At 60.7% G+C, this 13,981-nt stretch carries 14 protein-coding genes and 1 pseudogene; 7 read left to right on the top strand and 8 right to left on the bottom strand.

The features are described 5' to 3' along the window. Positions 1 to 746 precede the first annotated feature (746 nt). Both AC1DKV_RS30875 and AC1DKV_RS30870 read left to right on the top strand, forming a co-directional pair. A complete protein-coding gene (locus tag AC1DKV_RS30875; RefSeq protein ID WP_441622788.1) occupies positions 747 to 947 on the top strand; it encodes a hypothetical protein in 201 nt (66 codons plus the stop codon). A 472-nt stretch (positions 948 to 1,419) separates the two neighbouring features. Then, positions 1,420 to 1,638 carry a CDGSH iron-sulfur domain-containing protein gene (locus AC1DKV_RS30870; protein WP_441622786.1) on the top strand — a complete coding sequence of 73 codons (219 nt, stop codon included), beginning with the start codon at positions 1,420 to 1,422 and terminating at the stop codon, positions 1,636 to 1,638. Between the two features lie 99 nt (positions 1,639 to 1,737). On the opposite strand, the gene AC1DKV_RS30865 is transcribed toward AC1DKV_RS30870, so the two are convergent. The 4 genes from AC1DKV_RS30865 to AC1DKV_RS30850 all read right to left on the bottom strand — a co-directional run bounded on the left by AC1DKV_RS30865 (position 1,738) and on the right by AC1DKV_RS30850 (position 5,729). Then, positions 1,738 to 3,927: a penicillin-binding protein 1A gene (locus AC1DKV_RS30865; RefSeq protein WP_477138751.1), complete on the bottom strand. Its 2,190-nt coding sequence runs from the start codon at positions 3,925 to 3,927 to the stop codon at positions 1,738 to 1,740. A 530-nt stretch (positions 3,928 to 4,457) separates the two neighbouring features. Beyond that, entirely contained in the window at positions 4,458 to 4,883 is a 426-nt protein-coding gene (locus AC1DKV_RS30860; RefSeq protein ID WP_441622782.1) for a type II toxin-antitoxin system VapC family toxin, read from the bottom strand. Continuing rightward, positions 4,877 to 5,149, bottom strand: coding sequence for a type II toxin-antitoxin system Phd/YefM family antitoxin (locus AC1DKV_RS30855; protein ID WP_441622780.1), 273 nt, complete (start codon positions 5,147 to 5,149; stop codon positions 4,877 to 4,879). Before AC1DKV_RS30855 ends, AC1DKV_RS30860 begins: the two co-directional genes overlap by 7 nt. 385 nt (positions 5,150 to 5,534) lie before the next feature. Beyond that, complete coding sequence (locus AC1DKV_RS30850) at positions 5,535 to 5,729, bottom strand: hypothetical protein (protein WP_441622778.1); 195 nt, start codon at positions 5,727 to 5,729, stop codon at positions 5,535 to 5,537. A gap of 387 nt (positions 5,730 to 6,116) precedes the next feature. On the opposite strand from AC1DKV_RS30850, the gene AC1DKV_RS30845 reads away from it, so the two are divergent. Then, positions 6,117 to 7,106, top strand: a complete 990-nt coding sequence (locus tag AC1DKV_RS30845) for an enoyl-CoA hydratase/isomerase family protein (protein ID WP_477138750.1) — start codon at positions 6,117 to 6,119, stop codon at positions 7,104 to 7,106. Positions 7,107 to 7,199: 93 nt separating this feature from the next. Continuing rightward, positions 7,200 to 8,081, top strand: a complete 882-nt coding sequence (gene hchA, locus AC1DKV_RS30840) for a glyoxalase III HchA (protein WP_477138749.1) — start codon at positions 7,200 to 7,202, stop codon at positions 8,079 to 8,081. Positions 8,082 to 8,421: 340 nt separating this feature from the next. Here hchA and AC1DKV_RS30835 read toward each other — a convergent pair whose 3' ends face one another. Beyond that, positions 8,422 to 8,814, bottom strand: coding sequence for a hypothetical protein (locus AC1DKV_RS30835; protein WP_477138748.1), 393 nt, complete (start codon positions 8,812 to 8,814; stop codon positions 8,422 to 8,424). A gap of 448 nt (positions 8,815 to 9,262) precedes the next feature. On the opposite strand from AC1DKV_RS30835, the gene AC1DKV_RS30830 reads away from it, so the two are divergent. Then, a complete protein-coding gene (locus tag AC1DKV_RS30830; protein ID WP_477138747.1) occupies positions 9,263 to 10,234 on the top strand; it encodes a hypothetical protein in 972 nt (323 codons plus the stop codon). Positions 10,235 to 10,307: 73 nt separating this feature from the next. Here AC1DKV_RS30830 and AC1DKV_RS30825 read toward each other — a convergent pair whose 3' ends face one another. After that, positions 10,308 to 11,300 (bottom strand): oxidoreductase, encoded by a 993-nt coding sequence (locus AC1DKV_RS30825; RefSeq protein ID WP_477138746.1) that lies wholly within the window; start codon positions 11,298 to 11,300, stop codon positions 10,308 to 10,310. A 96-nt stretch (positions 11,301 to 11,396) separates the two neighbouring features. On the opposite strand from AC1DKV_RS30825, the gene AC1DKV_RS30820 reads away from it, so the two are divergent. Then, complete coding sequence (locus AC1DKV_RS30820) at positions 11,397 to 12,368, top strand: AraC family transcriptional regulator (protein ID WP_477138745.1); 972 nt, start codon at positions 11,397 to 11,399, stop codon at positions 12,366 to 12,368. A 121-nt stretch (positions 12,369 to 12,489) separates the two neighbouring features. Here the strand turns inward: AC1DKV_RS30820 and AC1DKV_RS30815 are convergent, their stop codons facing one another. After that, positions 12,490 to 12,690, bottom strand: a complete 201-nt coding sequence (locus AC1DKV_RS30815) for a type II toxin-antitoxin system VapB family antitoxin (protein WP_441622766.1) — start codon at positions 12,688 to 12,690, stop codon at positions 12,490 to 12,492. Positions 12,691 to 12,808: 118 nt separating this feature from the next. On the opposite strand from AC1DKV_RS30815, the pseudogene AC1DKV_RS30810 reads away from it, so the two are divergent. After that, positions 12,809 to 12,994: pseudogene (locus AC1DKV_RS30810) on the top strand (aldehyde dehydrogenase (NADP(+))); the annotation flags it as partial. Positions 12,995 to 13,185: 191 nt separating this feature from the next. Here the strand turns inward: AC1DKV_RS30810 and AC1DKV_RS30805 are convergent. Then, positions 13,186 to 13,944 (bottom strand): SDR family NAD(P)-dependent oxidoreductase, encoded by a 759-nt coding sequence (locus AC1DKV_RS30805; protein ID WP_441622794.1) that lies wholly within the window; start codon positions 13,942 to 13,944, stop codon positions 13,186 to 13,188. Positions 13,945 to 13,981 lie beyond the last annotated feature (37 nt).

Raw genomic sequence — 13,981 nt, 5'->3', positions numbered from 1 at the left:
GTCTTTCTTTCTTCGCCAACTTCACTGGCGTTGCATGGCGGCCTCGACTCATCCCGCCATGATATCCGAGGCGATTATTTATTCAAGCTATTTACGGGATGTTGTACTAGGTCCCATCGGCGGCATGAATTGTTCTGCAGCCCTAGCTTTTACGTCGCCCTCGAATCGCGGCCTCTGAAACAATGGATTGGCACGATCGTTCGTCCACCGGATATTTCGCTTCGGTAAGATGCAGGCCCCACACTCCGGTATCGAGGCGTTCTTTCCCGAAAGGGGCGATTCCGATGATGGCCGGCATCTCGCCGTCATTTCGCCCGGCAACTTGTGAAAATGTCCCCAAAGGCGATTGAGCCTCTAACGAGCGGCCATTTCTGGGCCACGCCCCGCGCACCCTTTCCACTAGACGGTCCGAATGGACATGATGGGGTCTTCCCTGGGGCCCGCTGTGTGAGCGACGGCAAATGGGTCACGTTCTAGGCTGAGGGAGGGGGGGGATGTCAAACCGCGTGCTCGCATCAACCACCTTTCGATACTTTGGCGCTGCTTCACTCTGCGGCAGTGCCGCATATATCTGACTTGATGCCGGCGACGAAGACGTTTATTGTGTCCGTTCGGCGCGCGCTCCCAGCGCACCGAACGCTCCTCGCACCGATACGCACCCACTGCCGTCGCCACCATCCACTGTGGAATCGAGCTCGGGGCAGCAGTCGTAGTTCGTTTTTCCAGCCACKACAAAGGAGGCCGATATGCTAAGCCCGCATGAAATCGCCGCGCTGCTGCTGCTTGGCGACACGCAGGAGATCGACGACCTCGAGCCCGAGCAATTGGACACCTTATTGGCTCACAAGCTGGTCACGTTGGAGCGTGGTCATGATAGCGGCGATGCCTACCCCCGCCTGACAAGTCAGGGGCATTACATGCTTGAAGCCGTGCGCCGCATTCGGTAATGCGTCCGTCAGCTTGTGCCGAAGGCCAAGCGGAGCGCGCTTGGCACTTTCCGGCCTGGCAAACGCCGCCCTCCCGATTGCGACGCCCGACGCGCTTCCTATCGATGAAGTAGCGTGAGAGCGTGCCGGCAGACGTTCTCGGCGGTAAAGCCGTATTCGCGCAGCATCACCTCACCGGGCGTCGACGCACCGAAACGATCTACCGCCAGCACGTCGCCACCCTCGCCGATAGTCGAGGCACACCCGCTCTGCCGTGGAAGACAGGCCACGAAGCCTCGCTGCAAGTGACTCTCCGGCCGGCTACCGCCTGATTTCGCTCCAATAGTACKGCTACCCCACATAGACAACGGACAACGCCACAGGGAATTCCTCGAATTTTGCACCGTCAGGCTCATGCCACGCCTTGCGCAAGGGGCCGGCGGCTTCCTACCATGAACTTCAGGTGCCAAGGTTGCCAAAAGTGGAGTGCGTCATGAGTGAGGACACAGTCGTTACCGTTACCGTGCAGGATAATGGGCCCTTGCGTATCAAGGGCCCTGTCAAGATCGTGACTCCGACAGGCGAGCCATTCGTCTTCGAGGGCGAGCAGGTTTGGCTGTGCCGCTGCGGGCATTCCGAGAACAAACCGTTTTGCGACGGTTCGCACAAGCGCGTCGGGTTCTCCAGCATGCCGAGACCGAAGCCAGAGTAAGGTTTGGCAGTTGTCAGTGCTCTACTGTCGGCCGGCTCGATTGCGATGCGACGTCGGCGGATCTGGCGAATGCGAATGTCTCGTCCGCCGGCGATAGCATCAGAACCTCCAGAAGAGGAACTGTCGATGCCGTGGCTTATGAACCGTGCGAGGAGGCCGGGTCTCGGGGCCGAGCTGCGCATCCGGATCGATCACTCGCGCGCGCAGCGCCATGTCGTAGAACGCGCCCACCATCGGCAGGGCGCTGTGCGCGCCMTCGCCCCAATAGTTTCCGAGCGTCACACGTCCATCGTCGAAACCCACCCACGCGCCCGCGACCAGTTGCGGATGCATCAGGATGAACCAGCTATCMGCGTTGTCCTGCGTCGTGCCCGTCTTGCCGGCMACGTCGGCGCGAATCCTGAAGCGCGTCCGGATGTCCGCGCCGGTGCCCCGGCTAACGACATCGCGCATCACGTCGACTAGCGTTTGCGCTGAACCGGCTGGCAGCGCCTGTTCCGGCGATGTGCTCGCGAATGTGGCGAGCACTTTGTGGTCGTGATCCTCGATGCGCGTGACCATGCGCGGTTCGATATAGGCACCGCGGTTCGCGATCGTGCTGTACGCCGACACCATTTCCTTGAGCGTGACCGGGCTCGTGCCGAGCGCGAGCGACGGCACCGCTTCGAGCGGACTTGTGCGCACACCCATCGCGTGCGCTAGCCGTGCGACCTTCTCGGGCCGTTCCTTTTGCATGAGCTGAGCGGTGACGCGGTTGCGCGAATACACAAGCGCGTCGCGCAGCGTCATCGGCCGGCCGGTGGGCGGTTCCGCGTCGGTAGGCCGCCAGATCGCATCGCCGGTCAGCGCAATGGCGACGTCCCGGTCTACGATCGTATCGCTCGGCCGCGCGCCGTCCGCGAAGGCCGCGCCGTAGACGAACGGCTTGAACGTGGAACCCGGCTGACGCCGGGCCTGCTGCACGTGATCGAACAGTTCGTCACTGAAGTCGCGGCTGCCGACCCATGCCTTGATATCGCCGTTGCGCGGATCGATCGCGACAAAACCCGCCTGGATCTGCGTCTTGCTCCGGCAGAGCGCACGGACGAACGTGGGGTTCGTTMCAAGCTTCGCGAGCGCGGTCTGATCCGATTGACCAGCATCGCGCGCGGCGCGGTAGTCGGGCGTCTGCCGGATGAATGCCCGGAACAGGTCGCTGCCCGGCCGGCAGCCCGTGCGTTCGTTCCATGCGCCGTTCGCGATCCATTGCAACTGGTTCGTCTGCCAGTCCATCGCCTGCGCTGCCATGGTCTGCAGACGCGAATCGATCGTCGTGCGCACGACCAGCCCGTCGGCATAGATGTTGTAGCCGTTGCGATCGGCCCAGGCGCTCAGCCACTTGCGCAATTGCGCCGAAAAATGCGGCGCGGCGCCCGGCGGCGCAGTCTGCAACTCGAAATTGACGTTGAGCGGTTGTCGCTTCAACCAAGTGTAGGCATCGGGCTTGAGCTTCCCGTACTTGTTCATCTGCCCGAGCACCGTGTTCCGCCGCTGCAATGCACGCTCGGGATTGAGCACAGGGTTGTAAGTGCTGTTGGCCTTGAGCATGCCGACGAGCGTTGCGCTTTCAAGAACGTTGAGCTGGCTGGCCGATTTGCCGAAGTAGGTGCGTGCGGCCATTTCCACGCCGTAGGCGTTGTACAGGAACGGCACCGTGTTCAGGTACGTCTCGAGGATCTGATCCTTGCTGTACACGGCTTCGATCTTGAAGGCCGTGATGGCTTCCCTGAGCTTGCGCGTGAGGGTTGGTGCGCGGCCGATCTCGTCGGGATACAGGTTGCGCGCCAGCTGCTGCGTAATCGTCGAGCCACCTTGCCGGTCGCCGGAGAACGTATGCAGCGCGGCCGACGCGGTGCGCTTCCAGTCGATGCCAGGATGMTCGTAGAAGCGGCGGTCTTCGGTCGCGATCAACGCGTCTACCATGTACGGCGAGATCTGCTTGAGCGGCACCCACTTGCGGTTGACCGGCTTGAACTCGTCGAGCAGTTTGCCGTCGGCCGACACGATCAACGCTGGCCGATCGACCCGGGCTTTGCGGATGTCKTTGATGCTGGGCGTAAACGGCACGAGCGCAAGCCCATACAGCACGAAGAGCGCCGGCAATGCGGCGAGCATCAGCGCGATGCCGCGTCGCGTGGGGTGGCGAAGGCGGCGCAGCGCGCTGTTGAAAACGMGTCTGGTTCTCGTGCTGCCGGCGGCTGCCAGCGGTTGGACGCGGGCGAGCCACCGTGCGCAATGCTCACGAAACAACGATGCATATCGGCGATTCACGGTGGGGGGGCGCTGGCGGAAAGAGCGGGATCGTACCAAAGCGCAAGGACGCTTCTGTMGTCAAAGCGGGGTGCGGCACGCGGAACTGACAAACAATTACAATTGTTTCGTGTGGGCAACGTTCGCCATGGCAGAGGAAGCAGCGATCACCAACCTTGAACTGAATGAACGCTCGCCCCCATGCTGGACAGATGCCGCACCTCGATATCCGGATTCGCCGTCAGCAGTTCCTGCACGACATCTTCGTTTGCGCCGTAGAAGATACGTTAGCTTGCGCGGAAGTGCCTTGCATGGCGCTTTTAAAGGAGCGCTGCTCTTTAAGGAAAATTGTTACCGTCGCCCTGCATCGCATAGCCGGCGGGCGACCAGCGGGAGCAAATTTGTACAGACCGAAGGGAACACTTTAAGTGGCGCGTGCGATCTGTGTTCTGTAAGGCAGCTTGGAGTAAACAGGCCGATCGGTGACGCTCCCGTTAGCCGACGGGATGCAAATCGACGCGTAGCGGCATTCAGAGGCCGAACCAGTTCGCCAGCCGCAAACCAGCCAACTCCGCAAAATCCTTCGTATTACGCGTCACCAGGGTTAGCCCGTGCGCTATCGCAACCGATGCAATCTGCCCATCCACGAATGGCAATGTGAATCCAGCCCGCTCGCGCGACTGGCGCAGCTCTGCGTGGATCCGCGCTGCGGCAGCGTCATAAGGCAAGACTGGCAAAGTGCCCACGACATCTTGCACAAAACGGCCAATAGCGTCCTTCCGTTGGTCATCCGGCATGCGCAACCAACCAAAACGGAGCTCGTGCCAGACCGGGGCTGAAATGGCTAGCTCCCCCTCGTAGCGGGCCAAATTTTCCATTACCGCGACGTCTGGTCTCGGCCGCATGGCCTCTGAAACAATGTTGATGTCCAGCAACCAGCTCACGGCGCTCACCATGAGAATTCTCTTCCCCCATCGGGTTGACGTAATTGCGCGAAGGGATCGGTCTCATCCTCCCCTGTCACATGTCTTTGGCGCCACTCGGTCAAACGCGCAGAAAAGCCAGAGGAAGACCCAACCAGCTGCCGATATTGTGACCACGACATCAAGACGCCGGCAGCCTGCCCGCGCCGGGAGATCACCAGGGGCTCTTGTGCCACTTCCACTCCGCGGAGCGCATCGGCGAGATGCGCTCTTGCCTCAGAGAACGGGATAGTCTGCATGGAAAGGTGCTCCTTGCTTGATGTGTACATTTCAATTGTACATTAGGAGAGGGAATCAAGCAGAAGTTCCAAGTMAAGGCGCGCCCCTTGTTTCCGCGACACCGAGGGCGGGGATTCGGAACGGCACCTGGATCAGTTCTCGAGATCATTCCGGGCATAGCTGACGGGGTTGGAGCTGGGCTACGAGTTGCAGGCATGGCGGGATTGACTGTGTTCGAACCGCCGATCGAAATCCCCGGCTTTACCCAGAACCGCCGCCTGGCACGAACGCACGCATCGCGACGCTGCGCATCGTTGGCTGCGAGACCTGCTGTTCGAGACCAGCGCCGATACTCGGGGTCATGCACGAGCTGGCGCGTAGCGCCACTCAGGGCCCCGTGAACAACTACACCACGCCGGTCATATTCTGGTTACCCAGCCCCTTCTGGCCATACGCGAGCGCGGCGCGCATGGCCTGCACGGCCTCCGCATGCTGCCCCGCGCTATGCAGGGCGAGCGCCAGCATCACTGGAATCTGGACGGACAGGTACTGCATACCCGCCGCACGCAACTCCGCTTGGACACCCTGCAGGAAGGGCATGGCTCGCGTTCGCGGCGGCGCCAGCTTCTTGCGCCTACATTGCCGAAGACCTGGACTGGACTACCCCCCCCACTTAGGGAGGATCCTTGCCAACGCCGCAACGATACGCGGATCATTGCGTTGGCGATGCTTGTTTCTTCAAGCTGACGACGAATCTCGCCTTCCCACAAGCAACGACTCGCGAAGGGAATCGCAGGCCTGAGAGTGACACGTGTAGTTCCAAGCATTCGTGCCTGCCCTCGATTTCCGTCTCAGTGATGCCGAAATCGCTGACCTAGCCACCTTCATCCGGAGCGCCTGGGGAAACCGCGGCGCGCAGGTGGAGGGCAATCGCGTTACTCGACTCCGCCGCGAACTGCGGGCCGAGACTGGCCCGGCAGGCGCGAGATGAATTCAACCAAGGAGCCTGCCATGTCGACAATCTCAAGACGTTCCTTCGTCCAGTCCATCGGTGCAGCAACACTCGCGCCGGGCGTATTGCTCGCCTCGTCCGAGGCTGAGGCTGCGGCCGAAAGCGCCGCACCGCCCCAGGGGGGCGGTGCGAACTACGCCGATTACAAGCATATCCAGGTCACCCAGGACCGCGGCGTCGCCACCGTTACGTTGAACTACCCGCCGTTCAACCTGCTCGACGAGGTCCTGTCGGAGGAGTTCGACGGGCTGACCCGACAACTGGAACAGGATGCGAGCGTACGCGTCGTCATCCTGCAGAGCGCCGTGCCGAAGTTCTTTATCGCGCACTCAGGCCTGCACCGTGTCGGCTCGGCGCCGAAGACGACTTCGAATACACGCACCTTCCGCCTGACCCAGATGCTTGGCGAGCGCCTGCGCAACATGCCCAAGGCTGTGATCGCCAAGGTCGAAGGCATCGCCCGTGGCGGCGGCTGCGAGATCGCGCTAGCCGCGGACATGTGTTTCGCCGCGACCGGCAAGGCTGTGTTCGGCCAACCGGAAGTCGTCTGCGGACTMGTCCCTGGCGGCGGCAATACACAGCGCCTGCCGCGGCGCATGGGGCGCGCACGCGCCCTCGAGGTGCTGCTGGTCGGCGGAGACTTCTCGGCGGAACTGGCCGACCACTACGGCTATATCAATCGTGCACTGCCGGCCGGGGAACTGGGGCCATTCGTGGACAAGCTCGCACGCCGCATTGCGACCTTCCMCCCGACCACGATCGCCCACCTGAAAAAGGCCGTGGACATGGGGTCGGACACCTCCTTCTCCGAAGGGTTGTTGGTAGAAGCGCACGAGGCCGATCTTTGCGTAGCCAACGAAGCGATACAGGCGCGCGTGAAGGCGATACTAAAAGCCGGCGCCGAGACCTACGAAGGCGAACTCCACTTCCCCGAACTCTCCGCGAAGCTGCCGCCCGCCGATTAAGCGATCGACCTGCCTCCGAACGGTGGCTGCCGGTGCAAAAGCCGGTAAAAACCAAGCTCCAAAACCCGTTATTCTTTCAGAAGGAAGCCCATCATGACGTCCCAGACCGACAGCAAGCAGCCGACGCCTGATCCAGCCGAGCGCAAGGCGTTCTTTCCCTCCCCTTACTCACTCGCACAATTCACATCGCCAAAGTCTGATCTCTCCGATGCCGACTATCCGGACGCTTATCAGGGCGGCCGCTGGAAAGTACTGCTAGTCGCCGCRGATGAGCGCTATCTGCTGACCGGAAACGGTACCTTCTTTTCGACTGGCAACCATCCCGTCGAGACCCTCCTGCCCATGTATCACCTGGACCGCGCAGGCTTCGAGTTCGACATTGCCACCTTATCAGGCAATCCGACCAAGTTCGAATGGTGGGCGTTCCCTTCTGAAGACGCCGAGATAAAGGCCCTCTACGCGAAGTACKAGCAAAAATTCCAGCAGCCGCTCAAGCTTGCTGACGTAGTAAATTCCTTGGACAAGGATGCAAACTACATTGCCGTTTTCGTCCCTGGGGGACATGGTGCCCTGATGGGGCTACCGTTCAGCGCGGACATGAAGGCCACCCTGCAGTGGGCTATGCAAAACGATAGGTACATCATCACGCTGTGTCACGGGCCCGCCGCCTTACTTTCGGCCAGCGTCGACGAACCCAACGGCGGAGATCTTTTCCGCGGCTACCGCATCTGCGCATTCCCAGATGCTATGGACAAGCAGACGCCGGATATTGGCTATATGCCCGGTCCATTGCGCTGGTTCTTCGGTGAAAAACTTGCTGCTATGGGAGTCGAGATCGTAAACACTAAAATTGATGGAAGCACGTTTCGAGACCGGAAGCTCCTCACGGGTGACAGTCCCTTCGCGGGCAACAATCTTGGCAAGCTGGCTGCGCGCGCGTTACTGGACGAAGTGCAGAATACAGGTGGGCGCTAGTTCTCACGCCATCAGAGACCTTGTCTGCTCAGGCGCTTGAATTGGCACTGCCTGCGTAGACTATCGAGTCGCCTTTAGTCGCGGCGCGGGATGTTTCACTCGTCCCGCGCCGCGAGGCTTTCCGGTGGAATCTGAATGTGATTATTTGGTCCTGGAAAACTATCATGGCAATCACGCCGAGGCCGAGCGTGACACCGCGCACGCCGAAGCGGTTGCTCTGTCGGCGCAGTTAATCGAAGGGTCCCGCCCAGGTGCGCCGTCAAGCGAGCAAGCGCAACGTCGGACGGCCGGCGACCAGGCGGCCGATACCTGAGCAATGTCCGCTGGCACCCCCTCCCCCCTAATTTGCCGACTTGGTGACGTTGCAGTMGACGCCAGCGGACGTGCCGCCGCCGGCATTCTTCAGTGTAAGGGTAAGCCTGCTTCCTTTCGCCGCCGTGATGGTCTGCCCATAACTAACCGTCGGCATKAACTGAATATCCGGTGCGACTGCCAGCGGAGGGTTCTTTGTGCCGTCGACGGTCAGGTCAAGCTCCACGGTAATGGAGTCAAAAGCAATGCCCCAATCCTGCTTCCTTCCCTCCAGATTCTTTTTGAAAGTGCACAGGCCCTGGGCCACTTGTTCGAGTGCCGTGGGAATATCGACTGGCTTGCCCGGGGGAATCGGCGCCGTATTGCAGCCGACCAACAGGAATGGCAAGAGAAATAATGGGAGAAAAAGGTAGGAGCGCATCAGGATCCCGCTGGACGCTATACGAAGCGTCAATCTGTGCCTGCGTCGCCCCCGCGTCCGTACGCTGTCGAACAGACACGTTGGGTGTCCGTGCCCTTGAGAACTGTGCGCCCACGRCAAACCACATCTGCATGACCTGCCAGGAGCCACGATGCCAGGTGTCAGCAGCATGACTGCCACGCAAAGGCACCCGGAAGCCTCGCTTCAGGCGGCAACTCCCGTGATCTCCCCATCGCTTGGTTAGTGCCGCATGAGGCGCTCCGGGTGGTGGGAGGGAATGGGTGGGAGGGAATGGGCGKGAGGCTCCGCGCCGAAATTCTGTGGGCCTCTTGCGGGATACCATTTCGATGAGAGAACATCACGCATGTGTTCTACTGCGCCATTGAAAAGGGCGGCCTATCTCTCGTGTTCGCGTGTGCTTATTGATTTCATAGACCCAAGGGYTGAAATGAATCGCGTCACTCAACCACGTCTCAAATGGCTGGCCATCCTGTGGCCGCTCTGCTTGACGCCTGTCCTGGCGGTCGCTCAAGGCATCTCGGAATTTCAGCTGCCTGGAGCCAATCTTCAGAAGAGTGCCAATGCGGTGATCTCGCTGATGTCCTTCGCGGTGGTTCCAGACCTTGCATCCAGCTCCCTGGCGATCAATAACGGGGCGACGGGCAATCCGAATGTCACCCTCTGGCAACTCGGCGGAGGGTTCACCTGGAGCAAGACGCTGCCGTTGTATCTCGAAGGTTCGATCGGCTACAACCGCTACGATCCGACCTACGTTGCTTCCAACGGGGTCGACTCTCGCCTGATACCAACCAAGTGGAACACCGTAGCCGGAACGATGGGCGTGGGGTGGGATTTCCCGCTCACCGCAAATAAGGAGTTGGTGTTCCGCCCCATCTTCAACGTCTCATTGGCCCGTGTCACCACGGACGCGTCGGTGGCGCAGTTCCTGCTAGGTCAGAAGACTGGCAAGGATATCAACTTCATCGAAAATGGCCACCTCAACGCCTATGGGTTAGGCGGCTCGGTGATGCTCGATTGGGAGCGCCATGCGCCGACTTACGACGCTGACGTCGAGTTGCGCTACACGAACATCCACCTGCAGAGCTTTGGCGGCACGAGTTCCGCAGTGACGGGGACGGGGTCAGCCMAAACCGCCAGCCTGTATGCGCGTTATCGCGCCCCCACTGGCATGTGGGCCCTGGATCGGCCGGTACGCTACGTACTTGAGTTATCGCACTCGCGCTACCTGGGGCGTGATGCCAGCACGCTGGGGTTTAACGACCTTACCACGCTCGGCACTGGCCTCGAACTCGACACGTCGGCGCATGAAGTCTTTGTCACGAGGATTCGGGCCGTGGTGCGCTATGTGTTCGGCAACAATGTGTCGGGTATTTCCTTGGGAATCGCCGCAAGCTTTTAGTGGAGCAGCACAGCKGCCTTTTTAAGTAAGGGGTGACAGCCCGATCTGGGGCCTTCGTACTCCGCCGAGAATCTCACTCGAGGCCGCGGACCTGATCGATGCGTGCCCCTGTCAGTTGCTCGCTGAGTTGCCAAAGTCGCCCGGCGGCGACCGGGTCCGTCGCTCGCGGCCGTACGCCGTGCATCTCCGTTGAGGTGTCAGAAGGCAGTGCGCGGGCGATCTCGCAGTCGGCGCAGTAAACGCCACCCATGCCGTCAAGCTTCGGGCTCGTCGCGCACCATACGGTCGTAGCAGCACCTTGTTGCGCCRTCTTCTTGTTGTTCTCCGGATCAATGATCGGCCTGCCCTCCTTGTCGAGKATCTCGCTTGCATCGATCTGCGCTTGCGACATATGCCGGACGAGTGCCGTCACGATGCCTCCCGGGTGCACGGAGAAAGCTCGCACGCCGTGACGTTGCCCGATCGAATCCAGCGCGACAGCGAACAGGGCATTTGCGGTCTTTGATTGGCCGTAGGCAATCCACGGGTCGTACTCGCGAGCCTCGAAATTGGGATCATGGAAGTCGATCCCCGCGCGCCGGTGCCCGTAGGAGCTGAGTGCAATGACGCGGGCCCCGTTGGCACGGCGCAAGGCAGGCCAAAGCCGGCAGGTGAGCTGAAAATGGCCAAGATGGTTGGCGGCGAATTGCGATTCGTAACCACGCGCATCGCGCGCGAGCGGCGGAGCCATTACGCCCGCATTGTTGACCAGGATGTCGATCGAATCTGTGGCTGCGAGCACACGTTCTGCAAGCCTGTCGATCGACGCCGGATCGAGGAGGTCCATATTCTCCAGGACCACGCCGGGAATGTCGCGAAGCGCTTCCTGGGCCTTGGCCATGTCGCGAACGGGCACGATAACCGTTGCACCTGCCCAGCGGAAAGCCCGGACGGTTTCAACGCCGATTCCGGAATACCCGCCGGTAACGACGACTTTCCTGCCGGTGAGGTCGATGCCTGTGATGACTTCCGCAGCAGTGGATGCTGGGCCGAATCCCKAACCGATGGGTGCTTGCAAAGTGGGCATGGAATCTCTCCATTTGAAGGATGGAGGCACTTTAGCCCGCCCAGCCCGTACTTAGAATGCTTGATAGGCCGTGTTTTATGCGCGATAGTTCGAGAAATGACCACAGACCTTCTCTCGGAACTGCTCAATCTCGTGCGCGCCCGATGCCGTCTCTCCGGGCGGCTCGTCGCCGGTGGAAGCTGGGGGCGATGCTTTGCCAATCTCGATGCGGTGAAATTCTGCGCGGCTGTCGASGGCGCTTGCTGGTTTTTCATGGACGGKATGGCGGCCCCTGCACAGTTCGAGCGCGGAGACATTCTGGTCACGAATGGCTCCCGCGCGCTGGTTCTGGCCAGCGCACCGCACCTCATTCCAGACGCGGTCACGACATCGCTTGCTCAGGACGACAATGGCGATTACCGCCTGGGGCAAGGTGAAGATTTCGTGATGCTGGGCGGCATGGTGGAGATCGACGATCGGCATCAGCCTCTGCTACTTGGCGGCCTCCCGCCACTCATTCACGTCAGCGGCGCTCACCGCGAAGCGGCAAGCCTTGGCTGGCTGCTCGAACAGATCGTCCGTGAAATGAAGCCTCCGCCGCGTCCCGGATGGCCCATCGTGCTTGCAGAACTGGCTCAGCTTCTTTTTGTGCAGACGCTCAGGGCCTATGTCATGCAGTCACCGAAAAACGACGGCGGCTGGCTCAGGGCCTTGGGTGACAGACGGCTGGCGCCCACCCTCGCGGCGATGCACGCGGACCCCAGGCGCGCCTGGAGTCTGGAAGATCTTGCACAGGAAGCCGGCATGTCACGCACCTCCTTCGTCGTGCACTTTCGCGAAGTGATGGGCGTGCCCCCGCTCACATACCTGACGAACTGGCGCATGCATCTMGCGGAGCGAGAACTGCGCGCAGGCGCATCCGTCGCGGAAKTCGCCGAAGMAATCGGATACACGTCGGAAAGCGCGTTCAGTCACGCATTCAAGCGCGTGACTGGGACAGCACCAGGGCGATATCGCAAGGCGATCGACGAGGAGCGTTCAGCGCGCGAGGGCGGCGCATCTGAAAACGAGGCGGCAACCGCATTTTAGAGGTACAGCCATGTCAGTCGCGATAGCAGCAGCGTGGACGGTTCCTCGTAATCTGTTGATTAATAGAGGATTTCTCTTGGGCCATCGAGCAACCGCAAACGGCGTCATTGCGAGCTCGATTTCAGCCCGCAGCGCTTGTTCTGGGACGCGGCGCCCCCTTGATGCCCGGTTGGCTACCGCCAAGATTCGCGAGTCGTTTCGCGGCTTCACGCTGGATCAAGGCCTTTAGCGCTTCGCGCACGAGTGCCGTTTTCTCCTCCAGACCCGTATAGGCTTGAGCCTTGGCGATCAAGTCGTCATCAAGCGCAATAGTCGTACGCATGGGAATCTCCGCTAGGCATGAGCACAAACCATAGCATCGATTGATGACGAAAATGGTGCCTCTTGTCGTCCCGCGCGCCGGGCTGATTGCAGCGAGCCGTCAACACGATCCGCTCCTGCTGCAGATTCAACTGACGGCGGCACTGCATATTGACGAAGGCGATTACGAAGCGGCACTGAAATTTCTTCCCATGCTGGAACGAAAAGTCGAGCGTATCCTSGTCACMGGCTTCGGTACGGGAGTCAAGGCGGGCCACGCTATGGTACGCGGCGGGCCATATGCGGCTACGTCCGACGGTCGGACGTAAGCGCCCAGTGACCCCGACTTGAAGCAACGCAAGAGAGCAAKGAGCATCGTGTCCACCTAAATTCTTGGTGGACACGTGAACACTATCGAAGAGATGCCGCCTGCGCGGCGTCGGCATCGGCGTCGGCATCGGCATAGCGCCGAGCCGCCATCCCCATGGAACTGGTCCGACCATGTGGTTGATCGTGGCTATCGGCGAGCCAGACTGAGCGGCCCAAACGCCTGCGCGACCGGCATCATTTCTATCAAGTTAACGTTGACGTGTTCCGGCTGGCTCGCGATCCAGGTGACAGTACGCGCAATGTCCTCAGCCTTGAGTGGGTCGAGCCCTTGATAKACTGACTCCGCCCGATCATTGTCCCCTCTGAATCTGACACGGGAAAATTCAGTACCGCCACAAAGGCCGGGCTCGACGCAGGTGACACGGACGCCCGTACCGAGAAGGTCGGCGCGTAGATTCAAACTGAACTGGTGCACAAAAGCCTTCGTCGCGCCATACACATTGCCTCCGGGATACGGATAGGTTCCTGCCGTCGAGCCGATGTTGACGATATGCCCGCGCTTTCGTTCGACCATTCCTGGCAGGAACCGATGAGTGACATTCATCAGGCCGCTGATGTTGGTATCCACCATCCTTCCCCAGTCCGGGAGACTTGCTGATGGGGCTAGCTCCAGCCCTAAGGCGAGACCCGCGTTATTGACCAAAAGATCGATTTCCGAGAACACTTCCGGAAGTGATGCAGCGGCGGATTCCACCTCGTCTATTTTGCAAACATCCATTGCGACGGGCAACAGTCGCGACCCCAGTTCCGCACCGAGGGCGGCAAGACGGTCAGCACGCCTGGCCGCCGCTATTACGTGGTACCCGGCGCGGACAAGGTCCCGGCAAATTGCGGCGCCGAATCCAGCCGAGGCACCTGTTACGAGTGCAACTCGTCGCGGTTCTATTTCTGCCACCTACTTCTCCATTAACATATAAATAGTA

It is taken from the genome of Cupriavidus sp. 05T41 (assembly GCF_056396525.1).
Note: the sequence above shows the minus strand (reverse complement) of the source record. Positions and strands in the feature narration are given on the sequence as shown.